The sequence below is a fragment of the Burkholderia sp. IMCC1007 genome, from assembly GCF_027257875.1.
Lineage (GTDB): Bacteria > Pseudomonadota > Gammaproteobacteria > Burkholderiales > Burkholderiaceae > Burkholderia.
Window position 1 is genome coordinate 41,524 of the sequence record NZ_JAPVQY010000043.1, and the last position, 23,515, is coordinate 65,038.

Sequence of the window (23,515 nt, forward strand, 5' to 3'; positions counted from 1 at the left end):
GTCGTACGGTTTCGCAGGCTTTCTGCTAAAGTCAATTCGGCGACACGTCATTGAAAGGACACGGTCGTGCCACAGAACGGTAACGGCCGGTTACTACATTGCTGGCATGTCGTCCTCTTCCTTACGACCAGGAAAGCCTAATGCGAGAACTGCCGACGCCTACGCTCCCTTTTGCCTCGCTTCCCCTCGACACGACGCGGCGCCACCTGCCACGCGCTGCCGAAACCGTCACATCCGAATACCGTCTGCGCGCCGCCTGGGCGCGTACCGAAGATGAACTGCGCGAAGCGCAGCGCCTGCGCTACACCGTGTTCGCCGAAGAGATGGGCGCGCAGCTCAGCGGCCCGTCCGGTCTCGACGTGGATCCGTTCGACGCATATTGCGACCACCTGCTGGTGCGCGATCTCGATACGCTGAAGGTCGTCGGCACGTACCGCGTGCTGCCGCCGCACGAGGCCGCGCGGGTGGGCCGTCTGTATGCGGAAGGCGAATTCGATCTGTCGCGCCTCACGCATCTGCGCGGCAAGATGGTCGAGGTCGGCCGCTCGTGCGTGCACAGCGACTACCGCAGCGGCGCCGTGATCATGGCGCTATGGGGCGGTCTCGGTGCGTACATGATGCAGAACGGCTACGAGACGATGCTCGGCTGCGCGAGCGTGTCGATGGCCGACGGCGGCCACTATGCGGCGAACCTGTACCAGTCGCTGTCGGCCGGTTCGCTGACGGCGCCGGAATACCGCGCGTTCCCGCATACGGCGTTGCCGGTCGACGAACTGCAGACGGGCACCGTCGTCGCGCCGCCGCCGCTGATCAAGGGTTATCTGCGGTTGGGCGCGAAGATTTGCGGCGCACCGGCCTGGGATCCCGATTTCAATTGCGCGGATTTCCTCACGCTGTTCCGCCTGTCGGACATCAACGCACGCTACGCCCGCCACTTCCTGGGCTGAGCGCCGTCCGGATCACCGCGCGCGTCATCGCGCGCGCATGCGAACGCCGTCGCGTGGCAATGCGACACGCGACGGCGTTCGGTCATTCAGACGATGCTACCGTGTTGGACTCCGTCAGTTCCGGCGGCACACGAATGCCCGCCGCGCCCGCGCGGGTGCGTCACCAGGCGGGCCGCGGCCCATACGACGGGGCGGGTTGCTAGTGCTTGCGCCGCCAGTCGAGCAGGTGGTGCTCCGCCATCCAGTGATGGATCATCCCTTCGCCGCTATGGGTGCGCTTGTATTCGCGCGACTCGAAGTAGGACAGGGCGACGAGCACCATCAGGCCGACGAACAGGCCGATCAGGCCAGCGATTTCTTCAGACGTCATGGCAGCCTCCTTTCAACGGCACAGCGCCATGGGTACATAGTAGAACATGTGCGGGACGACCCCTAACCCGGAATTCCGCTAGACTCGGCCCGGTTCTGGCGCGCGATGGGCGCGCCGTTTTCCGGAGCGTTTTTGATGACCCGTTTCATGCTGGCCGTGCTGGCCGCGTCCGTGCTTGCCGGCTGCGGCAGCGATCCCCGTGATGCCCGTCGTGGCCATCCGCCGCAAGACCCGGCCGATTACCACGGCGTGCCGACCGACATGACGCCGCCGTCGATGCTCGGCGAGCCGGGGTCGGCGCCGCCCGCGAAATAACGGATGGCCCGCGCGGTCGTCACGCGCGGGCCGCAGGCGTGTCGGCGCCGATGCGGCGCGTCAGCGCGGGCAGGTAGCGTGCGAGCGTCGCGCCCCGCGCGACCATGAAGAGCAACAGCGCGAACCACAGCCCGTGATTGCCGAACGGGCCGACGGCGGCCAGCGTGGCTGCAACGAAGATCGCGAGCGACGCGACCATCGCACGCATCAGCGACTGCGTCTGTGTCGCGCCGATGAATACCCCGTCGAGCAGGAATCCCCACACGGACACGATCGGCGAGACCGCCGCCCACGGCAGGTATTGCAGCGCGACCGCACGGATCCCGGCCTGGTCGGTCAGCTGCGCGACGATCCACCCGCCCGCAGCCCAATAGACGAGCGCGAACAGCAGCGCGCCGAGCACCGACCACAGCAGCGTGACGCGCACGGCCTGCCGGAATGCGGCGCGGTCGCGCGCACCCGCGGCCGCGCCGACGAGCGCCTCGGCCGCGTGCGCGAAGCCGTCGAGCCCGTACGCCATGAAGGTCTGGAAATTCAGCAGCAGCGCGTTGGCCGCGAGCGTTGCGTCACCCTGTTTCGCGCCGAGATGTGCGAACCAGCCGAACGCGCCGAGCAGGCACAGCGTGCGCAGGAAGATGTCGCGATTGAGCACGATCAGCCGCTTGAGCGCCGTGCGGTCGACCAGTTCGCGCGCGGCGAGCGGCGCCAGCCCGCGCGGCCGCAGCCGCCACAGCATCCACGCGCCGAGCGCGAACCCGCACACGTCCGCGGTGGCCGTCGCCGCGCCGATGCCACCGATGCCCCAGCCGAAGCCGTACACATACAGCAGCACCGCGCCGATGTTCACCGCGTTGATGAAGACCTGTGCGACGAGCGCGAGCCGCACGCGCTGCACGCCGAGCAGGTAGCCGAGCACGACGTAGTTCGCGAGCGCGAACGGGGCGCTCCAGATGCGGGCGTGACCGTATGCGAGGGCCGTCGTGCGAACCGCGTCGCTGCCGCCCAGCGCGGTCAGCGTGAACGACAGAAACGGCACTTGCAGTGCGAGCACGCCCGCGCCGAGCGCGAACGCGACGATCAGCGCGCGCAGCACGTTCAGGCGGATGCCGGCGGCGTCGCCGGCGCCGTGCGCCTGCGCGACGAGGCCCGTCGTGCCCATGCGCAGGAAGCCGAAGCCCCAGAACACGAAGTTGAAGAACAAGCCGCCGAGCGCGACGCCGCCGAGATACTGCGCGCCGTCGAGATGGCCGGCTACCGCGGTGTCGACCGCGCCGAGAATCGGCTGGGTGAGGTTCGCAAGGACGATCGGGAACGCGAGTGCGAGGACGCGACGGTGCGAGACGGCAACCGACCCGGCAGCCGGCCCGGTGCCGACCCCGTGCGGTAACGCGGATTCGGACATGGCGGACGCGTCAGGCGCGTTCCTGCACGCACACCCAAGGCGATACGACGACCGCCCACAGCTCCGGATTGCGCGCCGCGTAGTCGGCGGCGGTTTCCGCCGGCATGCGCGCGACGAGGCCCGCGGACAGCCAACGCGTGACCTGTTCCGAATCGTCGTCGGCAATCGCTTCCGCGACGCTGACGAGATCGAGGTCGCGCGCGACCGACAGCAGCTTGCCCTGCGCGAAGAAGCGTTCGAGATCGCACCAGTCGATCTTGGCGGTTTCGCCGAGGAGTTTGGCGTAGAGCGGGCTGTGCGACGCACCCGCGGCGGAATCGTGTTGGTCGGAGGACATCGGTTGTTCGTTGGAAAGACTGCGTGGCGCCACTATAAACCATCCGGGCGGCCGGCCGGCTGCCCGTGGGCTGCTCACGCGTCGCGCAGCGCGCGGCGCACGATCTTGCCGGTCGCGGTCATCGGCAGGCCGTCGACGAACGCGATTGCGCGCGGATACTCGTGCGCGGCCAGGCGTGTGCGCACGTGTGCCTGCAGCGCCTGCACCAGCGCGTCGTCGCCGACATGGCCGGGGTTCAGCACGACGAACGCCTTTACGATCTCGGTGCGCGTCGCATCGGGCACGCCGACCACCGCCGCCATCCGCACCGCCGGATGCGTGAGCAGGCAGTCCTCGATCGGCCCAGGGCCGATCCGGTAGCCGGCGCTCGTGATCACGTCGTCGTCGCGGCCGACGAAGCGCACGAAGCCGTCGGCATCGATCGTGCCGGTGTCGCCCGTGAGCAGGTAGTCGCCCGCGAACTTGTCGCGCGTGGCGTCCGGATTGCGCCAGTACTCGATGAACATCACCGGATCGGGACGGCGCACCGCGATGCGCCCTTCGACGCCCGGCGGCAGCGGCGTGCCGTGTTCGTCGACGATCGCGACCGTATGGCCGGGCACGGCCTTGCCGATCGCGCCGGGCTGCGCGTCGAAGAGCGCCGCGCACGACGACAACACCATGTTGCATTCGGTCTGCCCGTAGAACTCGTTGATCGTGACGCCCAGTGCGTCGCGTCCCCACGCCGTCAGCTCGGTGCCGAGCGATTCGCCGCCGCTCGCGACGGATTTCAGCGACAGCGCGTAGCGCTCCCGCGGCGCCGGCACCGCGCGCATCAGCTTCAGCGCGGTGGGCGGCAGGAAAGCATGGGTCACGCCGTGCCGTGCCATCAGCGCGAACGCGGCCTCGCCGTCGAATTTCTCGAAGCGGCGCGCGAGCACGGGCACGCCGTGATGCCATGACGGCAGCAGCACGTCGAGCAGGCCGCCGATCCACGCCCAGTCGGCGGGCGTCCAGAACAGACGCGCGTCGCGCGGGAAGCACTGCTGCGACATCTCGACGCCCGGCAGGTGACCGAGCAGCACGCGATGCGCGTGCAGCGCGCCTTTCGGCTTGCCGGTCGTCCCGGACGTGTAGATGATCACCGCCGGATCGTCCGCGGCGGTGTCCGCCGGCACGAAATCGGGCGATTCGACCGCGAGCGCGGCGTCGTAGCGCAGCACGCCCGGTGCTTCGGGCGCATCGTCGCCGACGCAGTAGCACGTGCGCAGCGCCGGCAGTTGCGTGCGCAGCGGCGCGATCTTCGCGTAGCCGGCCGCGTCGGTGACGAGCGCGGCGGCTTCGCTGTTCGCCAGCCGGTATTCGAGTGCGTCGACGCCGAATAGCGTGAACAGCGGCACCGCGATCGCGCCGAGCTTGTACGCGGCGAGGTGGGCGATGGCCGTCTCGGGGCCTTGCGCGAGGAAGATGCCGATCCGGTCGCCGCGTCGCAGTCCGGCGCGCGCGAAGCTGTTCGCGAGACGGTTAGAGGCATTCCTCAGGTCGTCGAACGTGATGCGCGATATGTCGCCTTGCGCCGTTTCGTGGATCAGCGCGAGCCGTCCGCTGCCGTCGGCCCACTTGTCGCAGACGTCCACGCCGATGTTGTAGCGGGCCGGAACGTCCCACGCGAAGCGGGAGAGCAGGTCTTCGTAGCGGTCGGCGGCGGGCAGCATCACATGTCTCCTCGGCATCGGTCGTCGGATTGCGTCGACGGGTTACATCGGCATTTCACGCGACCGACAACACAATGACGTTCGATAGATAGGGAATGTTCGGGCTCGTGCGACGGGGGCAGCTCAGTGCACGATTCCACAATGACGCATAAGATCACGAAAAAACAGTAATGTGACCATGGATTTGCTTTTGATAGCTGCGGGGTTCAGCCTGTTCGGAATCGGTGCGCTGGTGGTGTTCGCCAGCCGCGTCGATCCGTTGTCCGGCCGTTTCACCGGCCGTCTGCGCCGACGCTGACACAACCTTTCCGATCTGTTGCGACGACACGCGATGCGAGCCGGCACCGCATGTCGGCTGTCGTCGGTCGCGCGCTCAGCGCGACGGCAGGTAGCGTGCCGGATCGATCGAGCGGCCGCCGTAGCGCAGTTCGAAGTGCAGCGCGACGCGCTCGCTGTCGCTGTTGCCCATCTCGGCAATCGTTTGCCCCTGCGTGACCGACTGACCTTCCTTCACGAGCAGCGCGCGGTTGTGCGCGTACGCCGTCAGGTAGGCCGCGTTGTGCTTGAGGATGATCAGGTTGCCGTAGCCGCGCAAGCCGTTGCCCGCGTAGACGACCACGCCGGGTGCCGCGGCCATCACTGGCGTGCCCGCCGAGTTCGCGATATCGATGCCCTTGGAGTTCGAGCCGTCGAAGCTGCGCACCACGTTGCCGGCGGCCGGCCAGACCAGGGCGATGCTCGTGGCCGGCTTGACCGCCGATTCGACCGGCGCGGAAGGCGCGGGGCGGCTGCGGCCCGCGCTGCCCGTGCCGGTGGTCGACGCGGTCGTCGTGCCGGGCGGCGGCGCGACGCGCAGCACCTGGCCGACCTCGATCGCGTCCGGGTTCGCGATCTGGTTCCAGCGCACGATGTTCTGCGTCGACGTGCGGTTCGCGCGCGCGATCTTGTACAGCGTGTCGCCGCGTTCGACGCGGTAGAACCCCGGGCCCACGGGGGCGGAGCCGCACGCGACGAGCAGCGCGGCGCAGGCGGCCGCGAAGAGCCGCTTCGTTGTTGTTCCGAACATTGAACCTCGCAAAAACCCCGCCGCGCGCGACGCGGCAGGCAGCACAAAACGTCCGATTTTAACGGGTTCGACCTGCGCACCGCAGTTTCGAGCCGCGGGCGGCGGCGTCGCGCGCCGGTCGGGCGCACGATGTCAGCCGGCGAGCGGCAGCACGCGAATGCGCAACGCGGCCGTTTCGGACGCGCCCGGCGCGAGCATGCGCAGCCCGAGGCCGTTGTGGATCGCGTCCGGCAGGCCGAGCCACGGCTCGACGCAGTAGAAGTCCGATTCCGGCTTTTCCGTCCAGGTCGTGACCGCGTACCACGGGATCGAGCCTGGTACGTCGAGCGTGATCTCGATCGTGCGGCGACCGCCCGGCATCACGATGCGTACCGGCGTGGACGACGCGCCGTCGAGGCAATGGAAGCGATCCAGGATGTCCGAATCGCCGAGGCTATACGAGGCCGCGCCGCGTTCGGGGGCGCTGATCGAGCCGTCTGCCTGCTGCAGGCAGCGGTGCGTCGGCGGCAGCTCGAGCGTGGTTTCGTCGCGTTCGCCGTGCGGCAGCGCGAAATAGAAATGGTGGCCCGCGTAGTACGGCAGCGGCGTGTCGCCGTGGTTGGTCGTCGTGAGCGCGACGTCGAGCGTGTGTGCGTCGGCGAGCCGGTAGGTCGCTTCGAAGCGGAAGTCGAACGGATAGCTTGCGTGCAGCGCGTCGTTCGCATCGAGCGTCATCGACAGCGCGGTGCCGTCGGCCGACCGGTGGGCCGCGAACGGCAGGTCGCGCGCGAAGCCGTGCATCGGCAGGTCGCGAACCACGCCGGCGGCATCGCGCCAGCGGCCGAGTTCGCCGTCGACGCGGTGGCGGCCGAGGAACGGAAACAGCAACGGGTTGCCGCCGCGCACGCGCGCGAGGTTGCTCCAGTCGGCCGTTTCCGGCCAGAAGATGACCGGTTCGCCGTCGACGTGCCACGACAGCAGGCGGCCGCCGAATTGCGGGGCGACCCGAACGAGCGACGGGCCGGCGTGAAGTTCATGAATGTCGTGCTGCTGGAAGATCGGCATGGCGAATCGGTATGAACGGGTGGGCGGGGTGCGCAACGGCGCGCCCCATTATCGGCCGCGAGGCGGTCGGGGAAAACCCTTCTCGGGAAATCGCGACTTTGTCAGATCGCCGACGGTCTGGATAATGCCGTAAACCGGTATGTTGCCGGGTCATGACACTTCTGGAGGCGCCATGGATCTGGCAATGGCAATGGGCATCGCACTGTTCGGCATGTTCACCGGCAGCACGGTACTATTTTTCTACCAGCTAGGCCGCTGACGGCAAGTTGTTCCGGATTTCGCAGGGCCCGCCATGCAAATGGCGGGCCTTTTGCTTTCCGTGTGCTTACAAATTGCAAGCGTTTGTGTGCATTGCCGCAATATCCAGTCAAATGCCTTGGCGCGGTAATCCTGGCTCGGCATAATCGGGGCGCGTTTTTTCGGACGAGTACCATGTCGTCCGCTATCTACCCGCTTTTTCTTCCCGATTGACCACCACTAAGAGGACCGACGCGTGAGTCTCTGGTTTCTGGTATTCCTGAGCGTCCTGCAGGGCGTCACCGAACTCTTCCCCGTCAGCAGCCTTGGCCACACGCTGCTCGTTCCGGCGCTGTTCGGCATGCACATCGACAAGCACGCGCCGCAGTTGCTGCCGTTCCTGGTGGCGCTGCACCTGGGCACCGCGCTCGCGCTGCTGTGGTATTTCCGTGCGCGCTGGATCGCGCTGATCAACGGCTTCTTCGCGCAGCTCGGCGGCCGCAAGAATGACGACGGACACCTGATGTGGGCGCTGATCATCGGTACGATCCCGACAGGGATCGTCGGTCTGCTGCTCGAGAAGCGCATCGAGCGTGTGTTCCACGACCTGCGCATCGTCGCGATCGCGTTGATCGTGAACGGCGTGCTGCTGTGGATCGGTGACCGCATCCAGCGCAGCCGTGCGCATCGGCCGCCCGAGAAGATGACGTTCAAGCAGGCGTTCTTCGTGGGTCTCGCGCAGATTGGCGCGCTGATTCCGGGGTTCTCGCGCAGCGGGCTGACCATGATCGCCGGCAATGCGGCGGGGCTGACGGCCGAGAAGGCCGCGGAGTTTTCGTTCCTGCTCGGCACCCCGATCATTTTCGCGGCGGGCGTGCTCGAACTGCCCAAGCTGTTCCATGCGCACGGCCAGCTCGCGGACGCGCTGCTCGGCGGCGTGCTGACGGCAATCGCCGCTTACCTGAGCGTGCGATTCCTGATGCGCTATTTCGAAGGGCGCGGGCGACTGGCGTCGTTCGGCGTGTATTGCGTGATCGCCGGGGTGTTCTGTCTCGGGTGGTTCATGCTGCATCCGCAGCCGGTTTGACGGTTGCAGCGCCGCTCGCGCGTGATATGGCGCGATGATCGGGTATAATTTCGGGCTCGGCTTCATGCCGGGCCCGTTTCGTTTCGGGGCTTCGTACCGGTAGTGGTTGCGGTGGTGATTCGAAGCCTTGTGCGTCAAATGCGGCCCGGGTTGTGTGCCGTGTCTTTTTCCTCGACCGCCCTTAGCTCAGTTGGATAGAGCAACGGCCTTCTAAGCCGTAGGTCACACGTTCGAATCGTGTAGGGCGGGCCAGTCTGGCCAATGGGTTTGCCGCCGCTGTAGTGGCTGGCTTTCCGGTGCGTTAATTTCCATGTAGGAACCGTGTGGGCATTTCACCGCGTCGAAGCGCGCGTCGAAAGAGCTCGTTTCGAAGGGCGACCGGAGAGGCGTGTCAACGCATCGCAATTGGGCCGTGTGCTGCTGCCGCTGCGAAAATCAGAGATCACGGAAACTCCCAAGCGAAGTGCGCCGGTGCAGAAATGCATTGCCGGATGCGGCCGTAGCTGGCCGTATTCAGGAAGGTGATACGTGATTTAGAAAATTTGACTCACGAAGAATCGGAATTTTTTCCCTGAAGGATTGTGAGATTCCGGCAATTTACGCACGAACGCCAGGTTGCCCATTTATTCGAGTTAAGTCGGCTTGCGACGCGCACTATGGCGTTGTTCCGAAAGGCATTTATAATCAGCCCTCGGCAGAAACCCCACCTGAATACCAACCAAGGGAAAGCTGCATGGGCCACACCGCACTTTATAAGACGTTGCGTCTGGGCGACGCGCAATACAATCGTCTTGTCAAACTCGATACGCCGCTTGGCGTCGACTGGTTATTGCCGCTCTATGTGAAAGGAACGGCTCGACTCGGTCGCGATTACGAATTCGTGATTGATGCCGTTTCACCACGCGGTAGCCAGATTGAACTGAGTGCGCTACTCGCCAAGCCGGTCACGCTGTGGATTCAGCAGACGGACGGCTCATACATGCCGATCCATGGCTACGTTCACCGATTCAGCAGGCTGGGCGCGGATGGGCCATTGACTTTTTACAAGCTGGCGTTCTCATCCTGGCTCTATTTCTTGCGCCTGCGCCGCGACATGCGCGACTGGCAGGAACAGAACGGTGAGCAGATTCTGGTGGACGTCTTCAATGAGCATCCGCAAGCACGGGGCGCGTTCCGCATCGATCTTCACAAGCCGCTGCCGTCCTACTCGAATCGCGTGCAGTGGGAATACGACCTGAATTTCGTCTATCGCAGCATGGAGGAGGTCGGCGTATTTCCGTACTTCGAGCACGCCGAAAATGGCCGATCGCACACGATGGTTTTGACGGACGACGTCTATTTCGTCCCTCAACTGAAACAGCCCGTCGTCGAGTTCGGCCCTACGGAAATCAGCGGGGAACTCGACGGGTTTGCGCAGTGGAAAGAGCAGCTTCAGATCGACAGCGCGCAACTGACGTCGCGCTCGTTCGACTATAAGCGCCCCGATCTCCCTCGGCAGGTACAGGGCGTGACCGACGTGGACGGCCAGTTGCCGACCGATGGGGAAATCTACGACTACCCTGGCGCGTACATGTGGTCGGACCGTGAGCAAGGTGAGCGTCTTGCGCAGATTCGGCTTGAAGAGCGCAAGTCGCGGATGAAGCGTTTTCACGGGATAGGAGGCTTGCGCTGCGCGATGCCAGGGCGGCGCTTCGAACTTCGCGGTCATCCGGTGCATGATGCGGGCAGTCAACCAGATCGCGAATTTGTCCTGCTCGCGGTTGACTGGCTGATCTGCAATAACCTGCCCGGTCTGGACGAAGCAGAGCAATTTCCCGACGGGCTGGCTGCGGAAGTGGCGCAAGCGAAGGCCGGCGCGACGGTTCGCCACGCAGACGGCAGCGAAGGTTTCTTTCAGGTGGTGGTCGAGGCGCAGCCGCGCAACGTCCCGTTCCGCAGCCCGTTCGAACACAAGAAGCCGGTGATGCAGTTGCAGAATGCAATCGTCGCCGGGCCGAGCGGGGAGGAGGTGTATACCGATTCGCTGAACCGGGTGAAGGTGTGGTTCCACTGGAATCGCCGCAATGGCCAGGATGAACGTGCATCGTGCTGGGTGCGCCCGACCTTCCTCGATGCAGGCTCGAATCGTGGTGGGATTCAACCGCTACGCAAGGGCGACGAAGTGGTCGTCGGTTTCATGGAAGGGGACTGTGACCGGCCCGTCATCATCGCGAGAATGTACGGGGGAGCTACGCAGCCGGTGTGGCACACGAACGGTTTGCTGTCCGGTCAGCGCTCGCGCGAGTATGGCGGCACCGGCTACAACCAGCTCGTCATGGACGACTCGACGCAGCAGAATCGGGTTCACCTTTACTCGAGCAGCTATCAGTCCCACTTGCACCTGGGGTACCTGATCCAGCAGACCGACAATACGCGCGGTGCATTCCTCGGCAGCGGTTTCGACCTCAAGTCGGACGCCTACGGCGCCATTCGGGCGGGGCAGGGCCTGTTCGTATCTACGCACCCGACCGCGACGAACCAACCGTTGAACGTAACGGCCGCGTCCGAGCAGTTGGCCAGTGCGGAAACCGTTGTGGATTTGACGTCGCAGGCGAGCTCGGCGAACCAGGCCGAAAGTTTGCAGGAAGGGCAGGACGCACTCAAGAAGTTCACCGACGCGACGCACTATAGCGTGAGCGGCGGCGCCGGCAGCGGCGGTCGGACCGGCGGCGGCGGCACGGGTAATGCGAATGGCTTTTCGACGCCGATCATGCTGATGGCGAGCCCTGCGGGCTTGGGGCTGTCGACTCAGGATTCAGCGCAGCTGACGGCCAATCAGCAAGTCAATATCGTGAGCGGCAAGAGCACGCACGTGGCGGCCGGCAAATCGCTGATCGTAAGCGTGATGGAGAAGATTAGCCTGTTCGCGCAGAACGCTGGGATCAAGCTGTTTGCGGCGAAGGGCAAGGTCGAGATCCAAGCGAAAAGCGATGCCATGGCGTTGACCGCGCAGCAGGATCTGACTGTCACCAGCGTTGACGGCCGAGTCGTGATTTCGGCGGACAAGGAAATCTGGATCGGGGCCGGTGGATCGTACATCAAGATCACGCCCGACCTGATCGAGAACGGGACGACCGGTCGAATTCTTGAGAAGGGCGCATCGTGGAGTAAGCAGGGCGCGTCGTCGATGCGCTTGCCCGCACAGATTAAGAGCGTCACAAAGGGGTGCTCCTGGCAGACGGCGTCGGCGTCCGCCAATAGCGCATCAACCGTCGTGCTGGAGTAAGTCGATGTCATACATGCAGATGCGGCAAGGGCGCGATGGCGGTGGTGCGGACGATTTCGTGGCGGAGGAGGTCAGAATTAGCGAGCAGGTCGGTGCATTAAAGAGTTGGTTCAGCCAGCATCCGGACATGCGTTGTCTGCTGCTTGTCGACCCGAGCCAACGGGATCCGTTGGCCGATGATGGCGGCGACAACGCACTACGCGCGGATTTACCCAAGACCGACGTGGTAATAGATCATGAGGCGGTCTCGCCGGCACATTATCCCTACCTTCTCGAACTGGATCTCAAAGCTGAATCTGGTGTCGCCGCGCTGGAAGAAAGTGTGCGACTGGCGTTCGAAGACAGACGCCCACAGTCGATGGCCGAGGGGATGGGGCAACGCATCGGTGGTTGGCTGGCCAGTTCTGCATCAGCCGGGGAGATCGCGGCACATTGCTCGCGTCTCACGCTTCAGAACGACGATCAGAGTCGTCTTTGCCTGCTGAGATTCTACGATCCTCGTTCGCAAGCACTGCTCTGGCCTCTGTTGGCACCGGTGCAGCAGCATGCGTTGTTGGGTCCGATCCAAGCATGGCATACCCTCGACGCTGCAGCGGTACCCATTACCCGTATGAACACCATGGGGCGGCGAGACGACTTTGTGCTCGATGCTGCGCAATGGCAGGCTATCCATTGTCATGGCATCGTCAATCGCGCACTTGCGCTGCATGCGTACGATCTCGACCGCCAACCGAAGCAACATGAGGCCGATGCGGCCATGGCAGCTGCGCTGAGGGCTCGGCACTATGGCTTGACGGACGAGGCTGACGGGGTGGCTTTTGTCGGCCATGCGCTCTCGTGGCATCCGGAGTTCGACCTGCATCCGCGGGTTCTGCAGATACTGAGCAGCAGAGCCGAAGGGGATCTTTATGTCGAACGGATCGACGAGCTCACTTCGGACGAAATCGCGGAAATTCGGAATGGCGTCTGGCACGAGCGCTTGCGTGTCTCGGCTAATCGGGGTAGCCGCGCCTGAACCTATAACGAATAACGAAACAGATCATGGCAAACACTCCTCTGACTTGTACCGCGACGTGCCCGAACTGTATGAAATCGGGTCTCGCGATTTTGCCGGTTCGATATGCCGTAGTGCCGAAAACCATGTCGAATGCGATGCCTCCTGGCATTGTCGGTCCGGGTGTCACGGACATCGCATTGACCGCGCATCACTACAGCCTGAGAACGCTCCGAGAGGGGTGGCTCTATCTTTTCTACGAGAAAGGTGCACGCGGCAGCAACTACTGGGAAGCCTATCGGGTGACCGAAGACGGACGGCTCTGGAAGCAGACGATCCCTTTGCCGTCGGTACCGAAGACAGACCCGGCGTGCGCACAGGGCGGCGGTGCCGTGCCTATGGATGTTATCTCCATCGAGAAGCCTGAGAAGGCGACACGGGTTTTCATCGCTTTCTCCGAGTATCCGTGGATCAAGGAAGTTTTCCAGAAGTACGCGACGTCCTCGAAGCTGCGTAACGAACGTATGCAGGTCATCATGCCGGCGACATGGATCCAGACGGGAAGCGGCATGTTCGGCATGAACAAAGGCGAGGCCGGGCATGCGACCGTTGCCACACAGGCCGGGATAGACCAGATTGTCGAGTACCAGCCGGGCCTGAAGGCTGATTTGCTCGCTCCGCCCGCCAAGCCGATCGCCATTGACGAATACGGACGTGCGACTGACGACACCATTTGGGAGCAGGAAGCCACGCGTTATCCGTTGCATATCCGTCAAACCTCTCCCTCGGGCTCGGCCAGTAAAGATCTGGTCAAGCTAATGAATGAAATTGGCGAGAATGCTGGCGGCGCGCCCCATAAGCCGATGCTGCTGGCGTTGTGGGATGGGATTGGCATCGCGCACGAACTCGCTGGGTTCCATAACGATCCCGCTGGCATGCTCATGCGCTATACCGGCATGCAGCCGCTCCGCGTGGATGCCGCACAGTCCATCGAGGCGGCCGAACGGGCGGTTCGCAGTGGTGCCGCATTGAGCGAGAGTCTCCTGCGCAAGGGGATGATGAGTGCAGCTCTTGGTGCTGGTGATGGCGGCATTATGGCGCCCAGCGCATTAGAGATGATCGACAACGCCGGGCAACTCACGCCTGCGGAAAAACAAGCCGCGGGTGACAAGGCTTGGCGCAAATACCAGGCCAGCCTCAAGGGAGGAAAGTGGCCCAACAACTTCAGCACGTGGTTCGACAAGATCACCAACAAGTGCGAAGAGCTGCAGAAGCAGCGTGTGCCTGATCGCGACGCCTGGCTTTCCGCCGACGCGTTTCGGCATGCGCTCAACGACTATCATCCGGATGACGCGGGTGACGGCGTGGCGTTTCATGGTGTGATTGACGAAGCGTATGCCGGATTATCTGCGACCAATGCGGGGGTGCGTATTGTCGAGAAGCTCATCAACAACATGGATCCGACCGATGAGCGCAGCTACTTTTGGCGGGCGTTCGCCTATAACCAGACGGATATTCGTCAGGAGTTGAAGACGTTCCTGACGAGGGTACAGGCTACAAAAAGTGATTCGATCGTGGATCAGGCTGCGTCGTGGTATGAGGCGAAGCAGGCATCGCTCTACATCGATCTTGCATACCTGAAGTCATTCGTGAAGTTCTACGAAAAGGTCGAGGACATCTTCAAGCACGAGCGCGCCGGCTCAGCGACCGAGCGACCGCTCAAGGCTCTGGGGATCGAGCGATTGACGCTGTGGTCGGGACGTGCGTTGATAAATGTCTTTGGACCGATTTCTCGTTCCGTTGGCGGAATGCTGATCAAGGGGGCGTTGATGGTGCGTGGGGGCCTCGTACTGGAAGACGCGAAGCGCATCGTGGTGAAGCTGGCTGCCTGGGAAGGCCAAATGGACACCGTGATGAGCAAAACGATTTGGGAAATCAAGGCGAAGAATCCCAGCTTGAATCCCATGCAGGTTCGGGCACAAGCATACGCGACGTTGGCGAATGATGATCGTGGCGCCCTCGTCCGCAAGCTGTATGCTGAGGCGCGGTTTACACCGAATGCCGCGCGGGACAAGGCCGCCGCGTCAGTCAAGATCTCCGGGGCGTTGTTCATCATCGAGATGATGAATTACTTCCTGCTCTGGACAAAGCCGAACAAGACGGCTGCTGACGAATTGACTATTGCCAGTGGGACCTTATCGTTGGTTGGGGCTGGGCTTAACGTTTACAACAAATGGCTCAGCGGCTTTGGGAAGTCTACGGCCACTGCGACGCTTGCGAGCATGAAGGTTGCCGCGAGCTGTTTGGGCGGGGTTTCATCGTTTATATCCTTCACAACAGATGGGATGAAAGTAACATCTGGAGTGTCATCGGCAAACTACAAGCAAGCTATTTTTTATAGCATCAAGGGCATGCTGGATCTCGGGTCAGGTATTGCAACGATTCTAACGGCTATCAGTTCCTCTGCACCATTGCTTATGCGATCGCCCAGCCTGTCTCCTGGAAAGGTGCGGTTCCTGGGGAGACTCTCGGCCGGCATGGCAGGAGCTCAGGCTCGGATCGAGGGCCGAGCCGCTGGGCTCGCGGGGCAGAAGCTGGAAGCATACGTCGCGAGTACGGTACTCAAGGGGGCAAGAGCCTACGCGGGGGAAACCGTTGCACTTGGGCTTGCGACGGAGGTGTCCGCAGGGGGATGGCTAATGCTTAGCGGGCGTCTGATCCTGATCGCAACTGGCTGGGAAGTGGCCGTGATCCTGACTGTGATTACGCTGATCTACAACTACTTTACGCCGGATGACCTGGAAAACTGGTTATCAAGTTCGCCGTTCGGAACCGCACCGGACAAAGGGCGCACATTGGAAAAGCAGCAGGCTGCTTTTGAGGCGGCGCTTGCTGCAACGGGAAATTGACGATGGAAAATAAGCAGGCTACTGGCCCTGTGCTCCTGCGAGGAATCATCACGGGACTGACAAAGCGCCGTGCCTCCTATGAAAGCATTTTTACGGAGGCGGACAAGCAGGCAATGGAGCGCACGGCGATCGTTGCAGCGTTGGCAGGCCTGAATGATATTGCGCTCAATCTAAGTACATCAACGCAATTCACAGACACCGTAGGGGATCTCGTTACTTTTGAACTGAACGGTAATGAGATCCGCGCATGGATCTGGTTGTCGGTCTTCGAAAATGGTGACGAGGTCGAAGTTGTCGCGGAGCGGGCGGGAACTGGATGGATTGGATACGCAATCAGGCGGTGTAGTGATGGAATTTTGTCCGTTCACCCTCATTGCGAACGTGGTAGTCGGGCATTATTTAAATTCTTCATGAAACTATCGGTGCTATTCTGGAGCGGTTGTGCGCTGGCCATGACGCTACTGGTGGCGTCGATGATGCTATACAATGGCCTACATGATCGATGGATGTTCTTTATGAAAACATTTCTCGTTTCATGGGGGGCGATTGAGATAATAGCCATTTTTTTGGCATATAGAGTAAGTCGTAGATTCAAGAGGCAGTTGCCTATGGCAAATCGGATATTTGCGACGTTTGGCTGGGAAAATCCCGCAGATGTTGACTTGCCCAAAACATCGAAAAAGCTAAAGCGGCCCGATGATGCGTGGCAGATGGGGAAGCTTGTTTTCCGTTACAGCGAGTCCTGAGATGCTGTTGACAGTAGTAGATGTGTTTTTCAGTGGGCGACCCGCAAGAGAGCGTCATGAGTAAAGCACTGGTATGTGATGGCGATTTGACTACGACCGGCGGGCACGTTATCGCGACTGCTTCGAGTATGTACGATGGCGACAGACGTATCGCCCTGGATCACGAAATGGCAACGTGCACCAAATGTCCTGGCGAGCATCCGATCCAAGGTAGTGGTGCCGATATGCAAGAGGACGGTCGATCGTGCGCCCTGGATGGCGATCTGGTTCTGTGCCCGTGCGGAACGAACCACGTTAAGGCAGGCGGCGGATCGGGATGTTCGACAGACTGAAGAAGAAATGTGCCCCATGCTGATGGGGTATCAGTCTATCTGTTTTGGCGGGCCATGCAACAGCCTGTCAAGCGAGCGGAATTGTGCCAGGTCGCGGCGTGCAACGTCGAATTTCCGCGCCGGAGTTAGCCGACATCACGACAAGTTGAACAAAGCTTGTCGCCGGCGCGTGCACCGTGAAGAAGTGATCCATCACGCTGATGAACGCGTTCAAGCCGATGGCGGCAAACGCTTGTTCGTCGACCGTCAACGTCACTTCCAGACCTCGCACGAAACTCGGCATTGGTTTTCCGGGAAGCCAGAGCTGTTTGGCCCGATGGCTCAGGTTCGTCAGTCCGTCGAGCAGTTTCGCGTGTCCCGTGGAATGAGCGGTGAATTGGCGGAACAGGCGTTTCAGCTCCGCAAGCCCGGTGCGGGTCAATTCGATCGAGTGCGGGGCGAACTGCGTGACGAGCCGCCAAGCCGCATCGCCTTCCTTCGACAATCGCGCGACTTCCGTCGGTGCGTCCAGCATCACGATGCGGGAAACCATCGTTCCCTGTTCGTTCACCAGATCACCATCCTCGGCGCCGGCCCGCATCGTGCGAGGGAAATTGCCATTCGAGCATGTCACGGCCGCCGTTATCTGTTCGATTCCGGTGTCGGTTGCCGGACGGCCGTCGAGTTCGACCAGGCTGAGCGCGGTTTCCTTCTTTCCCGATGGCGGGGCCGCGCTGGGCTGCATGAGAACCCAATAGGGGCCAGCCGGTTTGGCGGAACTGCTGTGCATGAGCGACGCGAACGGATGAATGAGGTTCGCTCTGGAACTGCCTGTCGTGGCACGGACCGACTCGACAGACCACACTTCGACACCCGCAACGTCCGTATTCTGGGATTGCACGGGGTACGTGTTCGTGATCGGATTCCGCTTGAGTGGCAGCGACGTAAGCCGGAACAGGTTGACGATCGGCGTGCAAAAGAGCCTCAGATTGTCCGCCGACAGATTTTTTAGCCGCTGCGCTGTCCACGAATCTGGATGAACGCCGCAAATGGCGAGATGCAAGGTAAGTTGCTGGCTGGAGCCGGCAGTACGCGCGAGCGCGGCGAGGTCGACGTCAACGAAATCGAATTTCTTCGGAAACGCAAAGTATTCGCTCAGTAGCCGCAGCGCTGGCGGCCCGTCATCTTCGTCGAGCAGTTTCTCGGTTTCATCGTAGCCGGCGGCGGCGAGCGGTGGTGTGGTCAGCGTTGACCAGCGACGTTCGGCGTTTTCGACGAAGGCGGCGGCCGTGCGCATCGTCATCGTATCCATTGCCGCGCCGACGACTTCGCGGGGGCCGTTGATATGGATGCGCAACGGGCTGGGGACGGCTTCGATCCGAAAGTCGGGGCGGGCAACCGCAAAGGTAATGGAGAGCAGACCGGTTGTGCCGGCGGGAAGGACGACGTCGGAGGGAACTGCAGTTGCCGGGGCGTAGCGCGCAGCCGAAATTCGCACGGGAGCTAACGTGACGTCATATGCGGTTCGGAACAGGCAGTCTTCCGTTTTGCTCGCCAGTTCTGTGCCGCGGGCGATGCGCGATGGCTCAGTGAGTTTTTCGAACATGCCCGAGACATCGAACTGGGCGATTGCGCACGCAGGAACCGTTCGAAGATACTGCGGATACAGCATGCCGAGGAGGGCTTCGGCGAATTCCGGATAGCTGTCGTCGAGCCGGCTTCCTATATCCGCAGCGAGGAGAGCGAACGACTGCAGCATCCGTTCGACGTGGGGATCTTCGGAGCGGTCGCCGGAAATCCCGAGACGAACGGCAATTTTGGGATAGCGTGTTGCAAAGGTTGCGACGGACCGGCGCAGTCGTGAAAGTTCTCGTTCGTAATGCGGAAGCAGATGATCCATCGCGTGAAATAATGAACCGGCCGGCCGGCAAAACTCGAAGTTATCGTCAGGTGCAGTTGCGCCGAATGGTGTCGGGCACGCTAACGTTTGACGTCGCTATGATAACCGCTTAACCGAAAAGACCTGCCGGTTACGTCGATCGACTCGGAGGCTCGCTGGATACCGCGATCAGCGAGACCGGAACGTTTGCACTGACGACAGCGTATTTTTGTCGCAAATGTCTGTTCCCCAAGACGAATCTCAGCCGGCGCTGTGCGGTAGTCGCGCCTTGCGCAATGCACCCGAAAAGCATGGGCCGATTTGCCTGGATTCGACCTATCGAGGACTGAGGAAAAACACCGATTCGCGTGCAATCGTGGCCACGTAACCCGTATCAGCCCGCGCAACTTGATCCGCCAGCGGGACCTCGGTTGTCGGCAGTGTACGGAGATTGCGGCTACGCCGCGCATGCACCCTTTCGCGCAGAAAGCCGATTCGATCTGCCTGAACGCAAAGTGGCGACGCACGGCTGCACGATACCGCTTCCGCTGCAATGCTGGACACACTTGGTCATGCCTCTGCCAAGTGGATGATGCTTGTCCTTATCGAATTGGCCGACGTCGCGCGAAGTGTTTTGATCCTGACAGCGAGCATGATTGTGCCTAGTCGCGGCGCGCAACGTCGAATTTCCGCGTCGGAGTGGGCCGACACCACGACGAATTGGACAAAACTCGTCACCGGCGCATGCACGACGAAGAAGTGATCAAAAGCAGCCTGATGCACGGTCATGCGCCCGACCGCAATGGGGGCGCGCACAACGGATTCCGGCGCCCACGCGCGCGCCCACCGGTCGATACGCAGGTACACGCATTGTCGTTTTAGAACGACCGTGCTAAATTTCCGCCAGCACTTGCAGTCACCGACCCAATCATCCGGTTTCCGGCAGCCGGAGCCAACGGGCGCGCCGGCACGCCGCCCGACAGGAGACAGACGTGATGGAGCATGCATCGATCGAGCGCACGCGGATCGACCGGACGGCGCTTGAGCGGCCGCTGGCGACGTGGGCGAAGCGCGTCACGCGGAGGACGTCACGATGAGCCTGTTGATGTCGCGACGCGATCTCGCGTTCCTGCTGTACGACTGGCTCGATGCCGGCGCGCTCGCCGCGCTGCCGCGCTATGCGGAGCACAGCCGCGAGACGTTCGATGCGGTGCTCGACACGAGCGAGCGAATCGCCGCCGATCTGTTCGCGCCGCATGCGGCGCGCGGCGACCGCGAGGAGCCGCAGTTCGACGGCGAGCGCGTGACACTGATTCCCGAAGTCGCGCCAGCGGTGCGCGCGTTCGCGGATGCCGGCCTGATCGCGGCCGGCCAGGACGAAGCGTTCGGCGGGATGCGATTGCCGAAGCTCGTCGAAGCCGCGTCGTTCCTGTTCTTCCAGGCCGCGAACATCGCGACCGCAGCGTATCCATTTCTTACCGTCGCGAACGCGAACCTGTTGCTCGCGCACGGCAGCCCCGAGCAGATCGACGCGTTCGCGCGTCCCGAGCTGGAAGGGCGTTTCTTCGGCACGATGTGCCTGTCCGAACCGCAGGCCGGCTCGTCGCTGTCCGACATCGTCACGCGCGCGGATTTCGAATGCGACGCTGCGCTCGGCCCGCGCTACCGGATCACCGGCAACAAGATGTGGATTTCCGGCGGCGAGCACGAACTGGCGGAAAACATCGTTCACCTCGTGCTCGCGAAAATTCCCGACGAACACGGCAGGCTCCAGCCCGGCACGCGCGGCATTTCGCTGTTCATCGTCCCCAAGTATTTGCCGGGCGACGACGGCACTGCCCGCGGCGAGCACAACGACGTGGTGCTCGCCGGGCTGAACCACAAGATGGGCTATCGCGGCACGACCAACTGTCTGCTGAACTTCGGCGAAGGCACGCGCCATCGTCCGCAGGGGCGCGCGGGTGCGATCGGCTATCTGGTCGGCAAGCGGAATCACGGCCTCGCTTACATGTTCCACATGATGAACGAGGCGCGCATCGGCGTCGGCGCGGGCGCGGTGGCGCTCGGCTACACCGGTTACCTGCACGCGCTCGACTATGCGCGCAGCCGGCCGCAAGGCCGTCCGCTCGGACCGTCCGGCAAGGACGCGGCCGCGCCGCAGGCGCCGATCGTCGCGCATCCGGACGTGCGGCGCATGCTGCTCGCGCAGAAGGCGTACGTCGAGGGCGGCCTCGCGCTGATCCTGTATTGCGCGCGGCTGGTCGACGAAGCGCGCGCACACGCGGACGCGGCAGTGCGCGCCGACGCCGCGCGGCTGCTCGACATCCTGACGCCGATCGCGAAAAGCTGGCCGTCGCAGTGGTGTCTTGCGGCCAACGATCTCGCGATCCAGGTGCATGGCGGCTACGGTTATACGCGCGACTATCCGGTCGAGCGGCTCTATCGCGACAATCGTCTCAATCCGATCCACGAAGGCACGCACGGCATCCAGGCGCTCGACCTGCTGGGCCGCAAGGTCGGCCAGGACGACGGCGCGCTGCTGCGCACGCTCGATGCGCGCATCGGTGCGACGATCGAACGCGCACGAGCCGCCAACGGCGACACGTGCGTGCATGCCGACGCGCTCGCGCAGCGCTGGGCGCGGCTCGTCGATGTCACGCGCGCACTCGGCGAGCTCGGCGATCCGCAGGTGCGGCTTGCGAACGCGAGCGTCTATCTGGAGGCGTTCGGTCATCTCGTCGTCGCGTGGCTGTGGCTCGACGTGACGCTTGCCGCGCACGGCCACGACGACGATTTCCACGACGGCAAGCGTGCGGCCGCGCGCTATTTCTTGCGCTGGGAGTTGCCGAAGGTGGATGCGCAACTCGATCTGCTGGCGAGTGTCGACACGACGACGCTCGAGATGCGCGACGCGTGGTTCTGAGCGTCGTGCCGTACGGATCACGGCGGTGTCGCGGGGCAGGCCGATGCGCCTGCGTCGCGCGCCGATCGCGCGGGCATGTCCCGCGGTCATATCGATGCGCGGGTTCGCCGCGCAAGGAGAGACAAAAGCATGAAAGCCCTGTTGTGTACCGCATTCGGCCCGATCGACCATTTGCGCATCGATGACGTTGCGATTCCCGAACCGGCCGCGGGCCAGGTGCGGATTCGCGTGAAGGCCGCGTCGCTGAATTTTCCCGATGCGTTGATCGTGCAGGGGCTGTATCAGGTGAAGCCGGCGCTGCCGTTCTCGCCCGGCGCGGAATTCGCCGGCGTGATCGACGCGGTGGGCGACGGCGTGAGCCAGTGGCGGCCCGGCGACGAAGTCGTCGCATTCACGGGCCACGGCGGCTTCGCCGAGCAATGCGTGGCCGACGTGCACCAGATCGCGGCGCTGCCGCCCGGGATGACGTTCGAGCAGGGCGCGGCGCTCGTGCTGGCCTACGGCACGTCGCTGCATGCGCTGCAGCAGCGCGCGCGCCTGCAGCAGGGCGAGACGCTGCTCGTGCTGGGCGCGGCGGGCGGCGTCGGGCTGGCCGCGATCGAGATCGCGAAGGCGCTGGGTGCGCGCGTGATCGCGGCCGCATCGAGCGCCGAGAAACTCGCGTTGTGCCGCGAAGCTGGCGCCGACGACACGATCGACTATGCGACCGAAGACTTGCGGCGCCGCGTCGACGAACTGACCGGCGGGCGCGGCGCGGACGTCGTCTACGATCCGGTCGGCGGCGCGTACAGCGAGGCGGCGCTGCGCGCGACCGCGTGGCGTGGCCGGTTCCTCGTGGTCGGCTTCGCCGCCGGCGAGATTCCGAAGATCGCGCTGAATCTTGCGCTGCTGAAGGAGCGCGACATCCTCGGCGTGTTCTGGGGCGATGCGGTGCGGCGCGACCCTGCGCAGCATGCGGCGAACATGCGCCAGCTCGCGCAGTGGTTCGCGGCCGGCAAGGTGCGGCCCGCGATCACCGAGCGCGTGCCGCTGTCGGGTGCGGCCGACGCGATCGCGCGGATGGCGAACCGGCAGGTGAAGGGCAAGGTCGTGATCCTGCCCGACGCGTGATCACGCGGAGGCCCGGACGATGCGAAGGCGGCCCGATCGGGCGCCGCCTTCGAGCGGCAATCCTTTGTATGACGTTACCGGAGTCGTTGAGCATGCAACCTTTATCGAATCTGAAACGCGCCGTCGCGACATCGCTCGATGCGTGGCACGCGATGCTCGTACGCAAGGATTTCAGCGAACTCGACACGATCGTTCATCCGGACGCCGTGTTCCGCTCGCCGATGGCGTTCAAGCCGTACGGCCCGGCGCCCGCGCTGCTGCTCGCGCTGCGCACGGTGATCACGATCCTCGAGAACTTCGAATACCACCGCCAGTTTGCCGACGACGACGGCACGAGCGTCGTGCTCGAATTCAGCGCGACGATCGGCGACAAACGGCTGAAGGGGATCGACATGATCCGCTTCGACGACGACGGTCGCATCGTCGAGTTCGAGGTGATGATTCGCCCGTTCAATGCGCTGCAGGCGCTCGGCGCCGAAATGGGCGCTCGGCTCGGGCAGCAGCTTCCTGCGTTCAAGGGCGGCGAGTGAGCGGCGGTTGCCGGCATGCGTTGAAGCCGGCCCGCGCGTGTCAGTGATCCTTGATCCTGACGCTGTAGCCTGCGTCCTCGAACGCGACGATGAATTCCTCGGGGAACAGCCACGATTCGACTTTCACGTGCGATGTCGCGCGATCGACTTCGATCTTTGCGTCAGGGTCGACGCGCCAGATTTCATGTTCGACCGCGCGGGCGGTCTCGTCGTCGAGCGAGTGGTCCAGTACGAATTCCATGATCGGTTTCCTTGTTGGGCGGCGGCGATCGTGACAGCACGACCGGCCGGTTGAGACACGATGCCGATGAAGCTGCGGCGATCAGACAGCATGTGTTGAAGATACGCG

Annotated in this window: 20 protein-coding genes and 1 tRNA gene; 12 read left to right on the forward strand and 9 right to left on the reverse strand. The window is 63.2% G+C overall.

Going from position 1 to position 23,515, the window contains the following annotated elements:
* Window positions 1-140: 140 nt before the first annotated feature.
* Window positions 141-947, forward strand: a complete 807-nt coding sequence (locus O1Q03_RS28595; protein WP_269507389.1) for a GNAT family N-acetyltransferase — start codon at window positions 141-143, stop codon at window positions 945-947.
* Between the two features lie 199 nt (window positions 948-1,146).
* Here the strand turns inward: O1Q03_RS28595 and O1Q03_RS28600 are convergent, their stop codons facing one another.
* Complete coding sequence (locus O1Q03_RS28600; protein WP_269507390.1) at window positions 1,147-1,317, reverse strand: hypothetical protein; 171 nt, start codon at window positions 1,315-1,317, stop codon at window positions 1,147-1,149.
* A gap of 135 nt (window positions 1,318-1,452) precedes the next feature.
* Here O1Q03_RS28600 and O1Q03_RS28605 point away from each other — a divergent pair, with 135 nt between their 5' ends.
* Entirely contained in the window at window positions 1,453-1,632 is a 180-nt protein-coding gene (locus tag O1Q03_RS28605; protein WP_269507391.1) for a hypothetical protein, read from the forward strand.
* 19 nt (window positions 1,633-1,651) lie between these two features.
* Here the strand turns inward: O1Q03_RS28605 and O1Q03_RS28610 are convergent, their stop codons facing one another.
* The 5 genes from O1Q03_RS28610 to O1Q03_RS28630 all read right to left on the reverse strand — a co-directional run bounded on the left by O1Q03_RS28610 (window position 1,652) and on the right by O1Q03_RS28630 (window position 7,175).
* Entirely contained in the window at window positions 1,652-3,034 is a 1,383-nt protein-coding gene (locus tag O1Q03_RS28610) for an MATE family efflux transporter (RefSeq protein ID WP_269507392.1), read from the reverse strand.
* Between the two features lie 10 nt (window positions 3,035-3,044).
* Window positions 3,045-3,371, reverse strand: coding sequence for a DUF2288 domain-containing protein (locus tag O1Q03_RS28615; RefSeq protein WP_269507393.1), 327 nt, complete (start codon window positions 3,369-3,371; stop codon window positions 3,045-3,047).
* Window positions 3,372-3,445: 74 nt separating this feature from the next.
* Window positions 3,446-5,065 (reverse strand): acyl-CoA synthetase, encoded by a 1,620-nt coding sequence (locus tag O1Q03_RS28620; protein ID WP_269507394.1) that lies wholly within the window; start codon window positions 5,063-5,065, stop codon window positions 3,446-3,448.
* Window positions 5,066-5,438: 373 nt separating this feature from the next.
* Complete coding sequence (locus tag O1Q03_RS28625) at window positions 5,439-6,131, reverse strand: peptidoglycan DD-metalloendopeptidase family protein (protein ID WP_269507395.1); 693 nt, start codon at window positions 6,129-6,131, stop codon at window positions 5,439-5,441.
* 132 nt (window positions 6,132-6,263) lie between these two features.
* A complete protein-coding gene (locus O1Q03_RS28630) occupies window positions 6,264-7,175 on the reverse strand; it encodes an aldose epimerase family protein (protein WP_269507396.1) in 912 nt (303 codons plus the stop codon).
* 493 nt (window positions 7,176-7,668) lie between these two features.
* Between O1Q03_RS28630 and O1Q03_RS28635 the strand changes: the two genes are divergently transcribed.
* The 7 genes from O1Q03_RS28635 (at window position 7,669) to O1Q03_RS28665 (ending at window position 16,745) form a co-directional block, all read left to right on the forward strand.
* A complete protein-coding gene (locus O1Q03_RS28635) occupies window positions 7,669-8,499 on the forward strand; it encodes an undecaprenyl-diphosphate phosphatase (protein ID WP_269507397.1) in 831 nt (276 codons plus the stop codon).
* Window positions 8,500-8,674: 175 nt separating this feature from the next.
* A tRNA-Arg gene (locus O1Q03_RS28640) sits at window positions 8,675-8,751 on the forward strand.
* 481 nt (window positions 8,752-9,232) lie between these two features.
* A complete protein-coding gene (locus O1Q03_RS28645) occupies window positions 9,233-11,764 on the forward strand; it encodes a type VI secretion system Vgr family protein (protein ID WP_269507398.1) in 2,532 nt (843 codons plus the stop codon).
* Between the two features lie 4 nt (window positions 11,765-11,768).
* Window positions 11,769-12,779, forward strand: a complete 1,011-nt coding sequence (locus O1Q03_RS28650; protein WP_269507399.1) for a DUF4123 domain-containing protein — start codon at window positions 11,769-11,771, stop codon at window positions 12,777-12,779.
* 26 nt (window positions 12,780-12,805) lie between these two features.
* Window positions 12,806-15,667 carry a T6SS effector BTH_I2691 family protein gene (locus O1Q03_RS28655; RefSeq protein ID WP_269507400.1) on the forward strand — a complete coding sequence of 954 codons (2,862 nt, stop codon included), beginning with the start codon at window positions 12,806-12,808 and terminating at the stop codon, window positions 15,665-15,667.
* 2 nt (window positions 15,668-15,669) lie between these two features.
* Window positions 15,670-16,413, forward strand: coding sequence for a putative type VI secretion system effector (locus tag O1Q03_RS28660; protein ID WP_269507401.1), 744 nt, complete (start codon window positions 15,670-15,672; stop codon window positions 16,411-16,413).
* Between the two features lie 56 nt (window positions 16,414-16,469).
* Complete coding sequence (locus O1Q03_RS28665) at window positions 16,470-16,745, forward strand: PAAR domain-containing protein (protein WP_269507402.1); 276 nt, start codon at window positions 16,470-16,472, stop codon at window positions 16,743-16,745.
* A 67-nt stretch (window positions 16,746-16,812) separates the two neighbouring features.
* Here the strand turns inward: O1Q03_RS28665 and tssF are convergent, their stop codons facing one another.
* The gene (gene tssF, locus O1Q03_RS28670; RefSeq protein ID WP_269507403.1) at window positions 16,813-18,624 is read right to left on the reverse strand and encodes a type VI secretion system baseplate subunit TssF; all 1,812 of its coding nucleotides are present in this window, start codon (window positions 18,622-18,624) and stop codon (window positions 16,813-16,815) included.
* 549 nt (window positions 18,625-19,173) lie between these two features.
* Window positions 19,174-19,470, reverse strand: a complete 297-nt coding sequence (locus O1Q03_RS28675) for a hypothetical protein (protein WP_269507404.1) — start codon at window positions 19,468-19,470, stop codon at window positions 19,174-19,176.
* A 226-nt stretch (window positions 19,471-19,696) separates the two neighbouring features.
* Here O1Q03_RS28675 and O1Q03_RS28680 point away from each other — a divergent pair, with 226 nt between their 5' ends.
* From O1Q03_RS28680 to O1Q03_RS28690, 3 genes are all read left to right on the forward strand, one after another.
* Window positions 19,697-21,526, forward strand: a complete 1,830-nt coding sequence (locus O1Q03_RS28680) for an acyl-CoA dehydrogenase (protein WP_269507405.1) — start codon at window positions 19,697-19,699, stop codon at window positions 21,524-21,526.
* 129 nt (window positions 21,527-21,655) lie between these two features.
* On the forward strand, window positions 21,656-22,636 hold the full coding sequence (locus tag O1Q03_RS28685) for an NADPH:quinone oxidoreductase family protein (protein ID WP_269507406.1): 981 nt from the start codon (window positions 21,656-21,658) through the stop codon (window positions 22,634-22,636).
* A 92-nt stretch (window positions 22,637-22,728) separates the two neighbouring features.
* A complete protein-coding gene (locus O1Q03_RS28690; protein WP_442865873.1) occupies window positions 22,729-23,166 on the forward strand; it encodes a nuclear transport factor 2 family protein in 438 nt (145 codons plus the stop codon).
* A 40-nt stretch (window positions 23,167-23,206) separates the two neighbouring features.
* Here O1Q03_RS28690 and O1Q03_RS28695 read toward each other — a convergent pair whose 3' ends face one another.
* The gene (locus O1Q03_RS28695; RefSeq protein ID WP_269507408.1) at window positions 23,207-23,407 is read right to left on the reverse strand and encodes a hypothetical protein; all 201 of its coding nucleotides are present in this window, start codon (window positions 23,405-23,407) and stop codon (window positions 23,207-23,209) included.
* Between the last annotated feature and the right edge of the window lie 108 nt (window positions 23,408-23,515).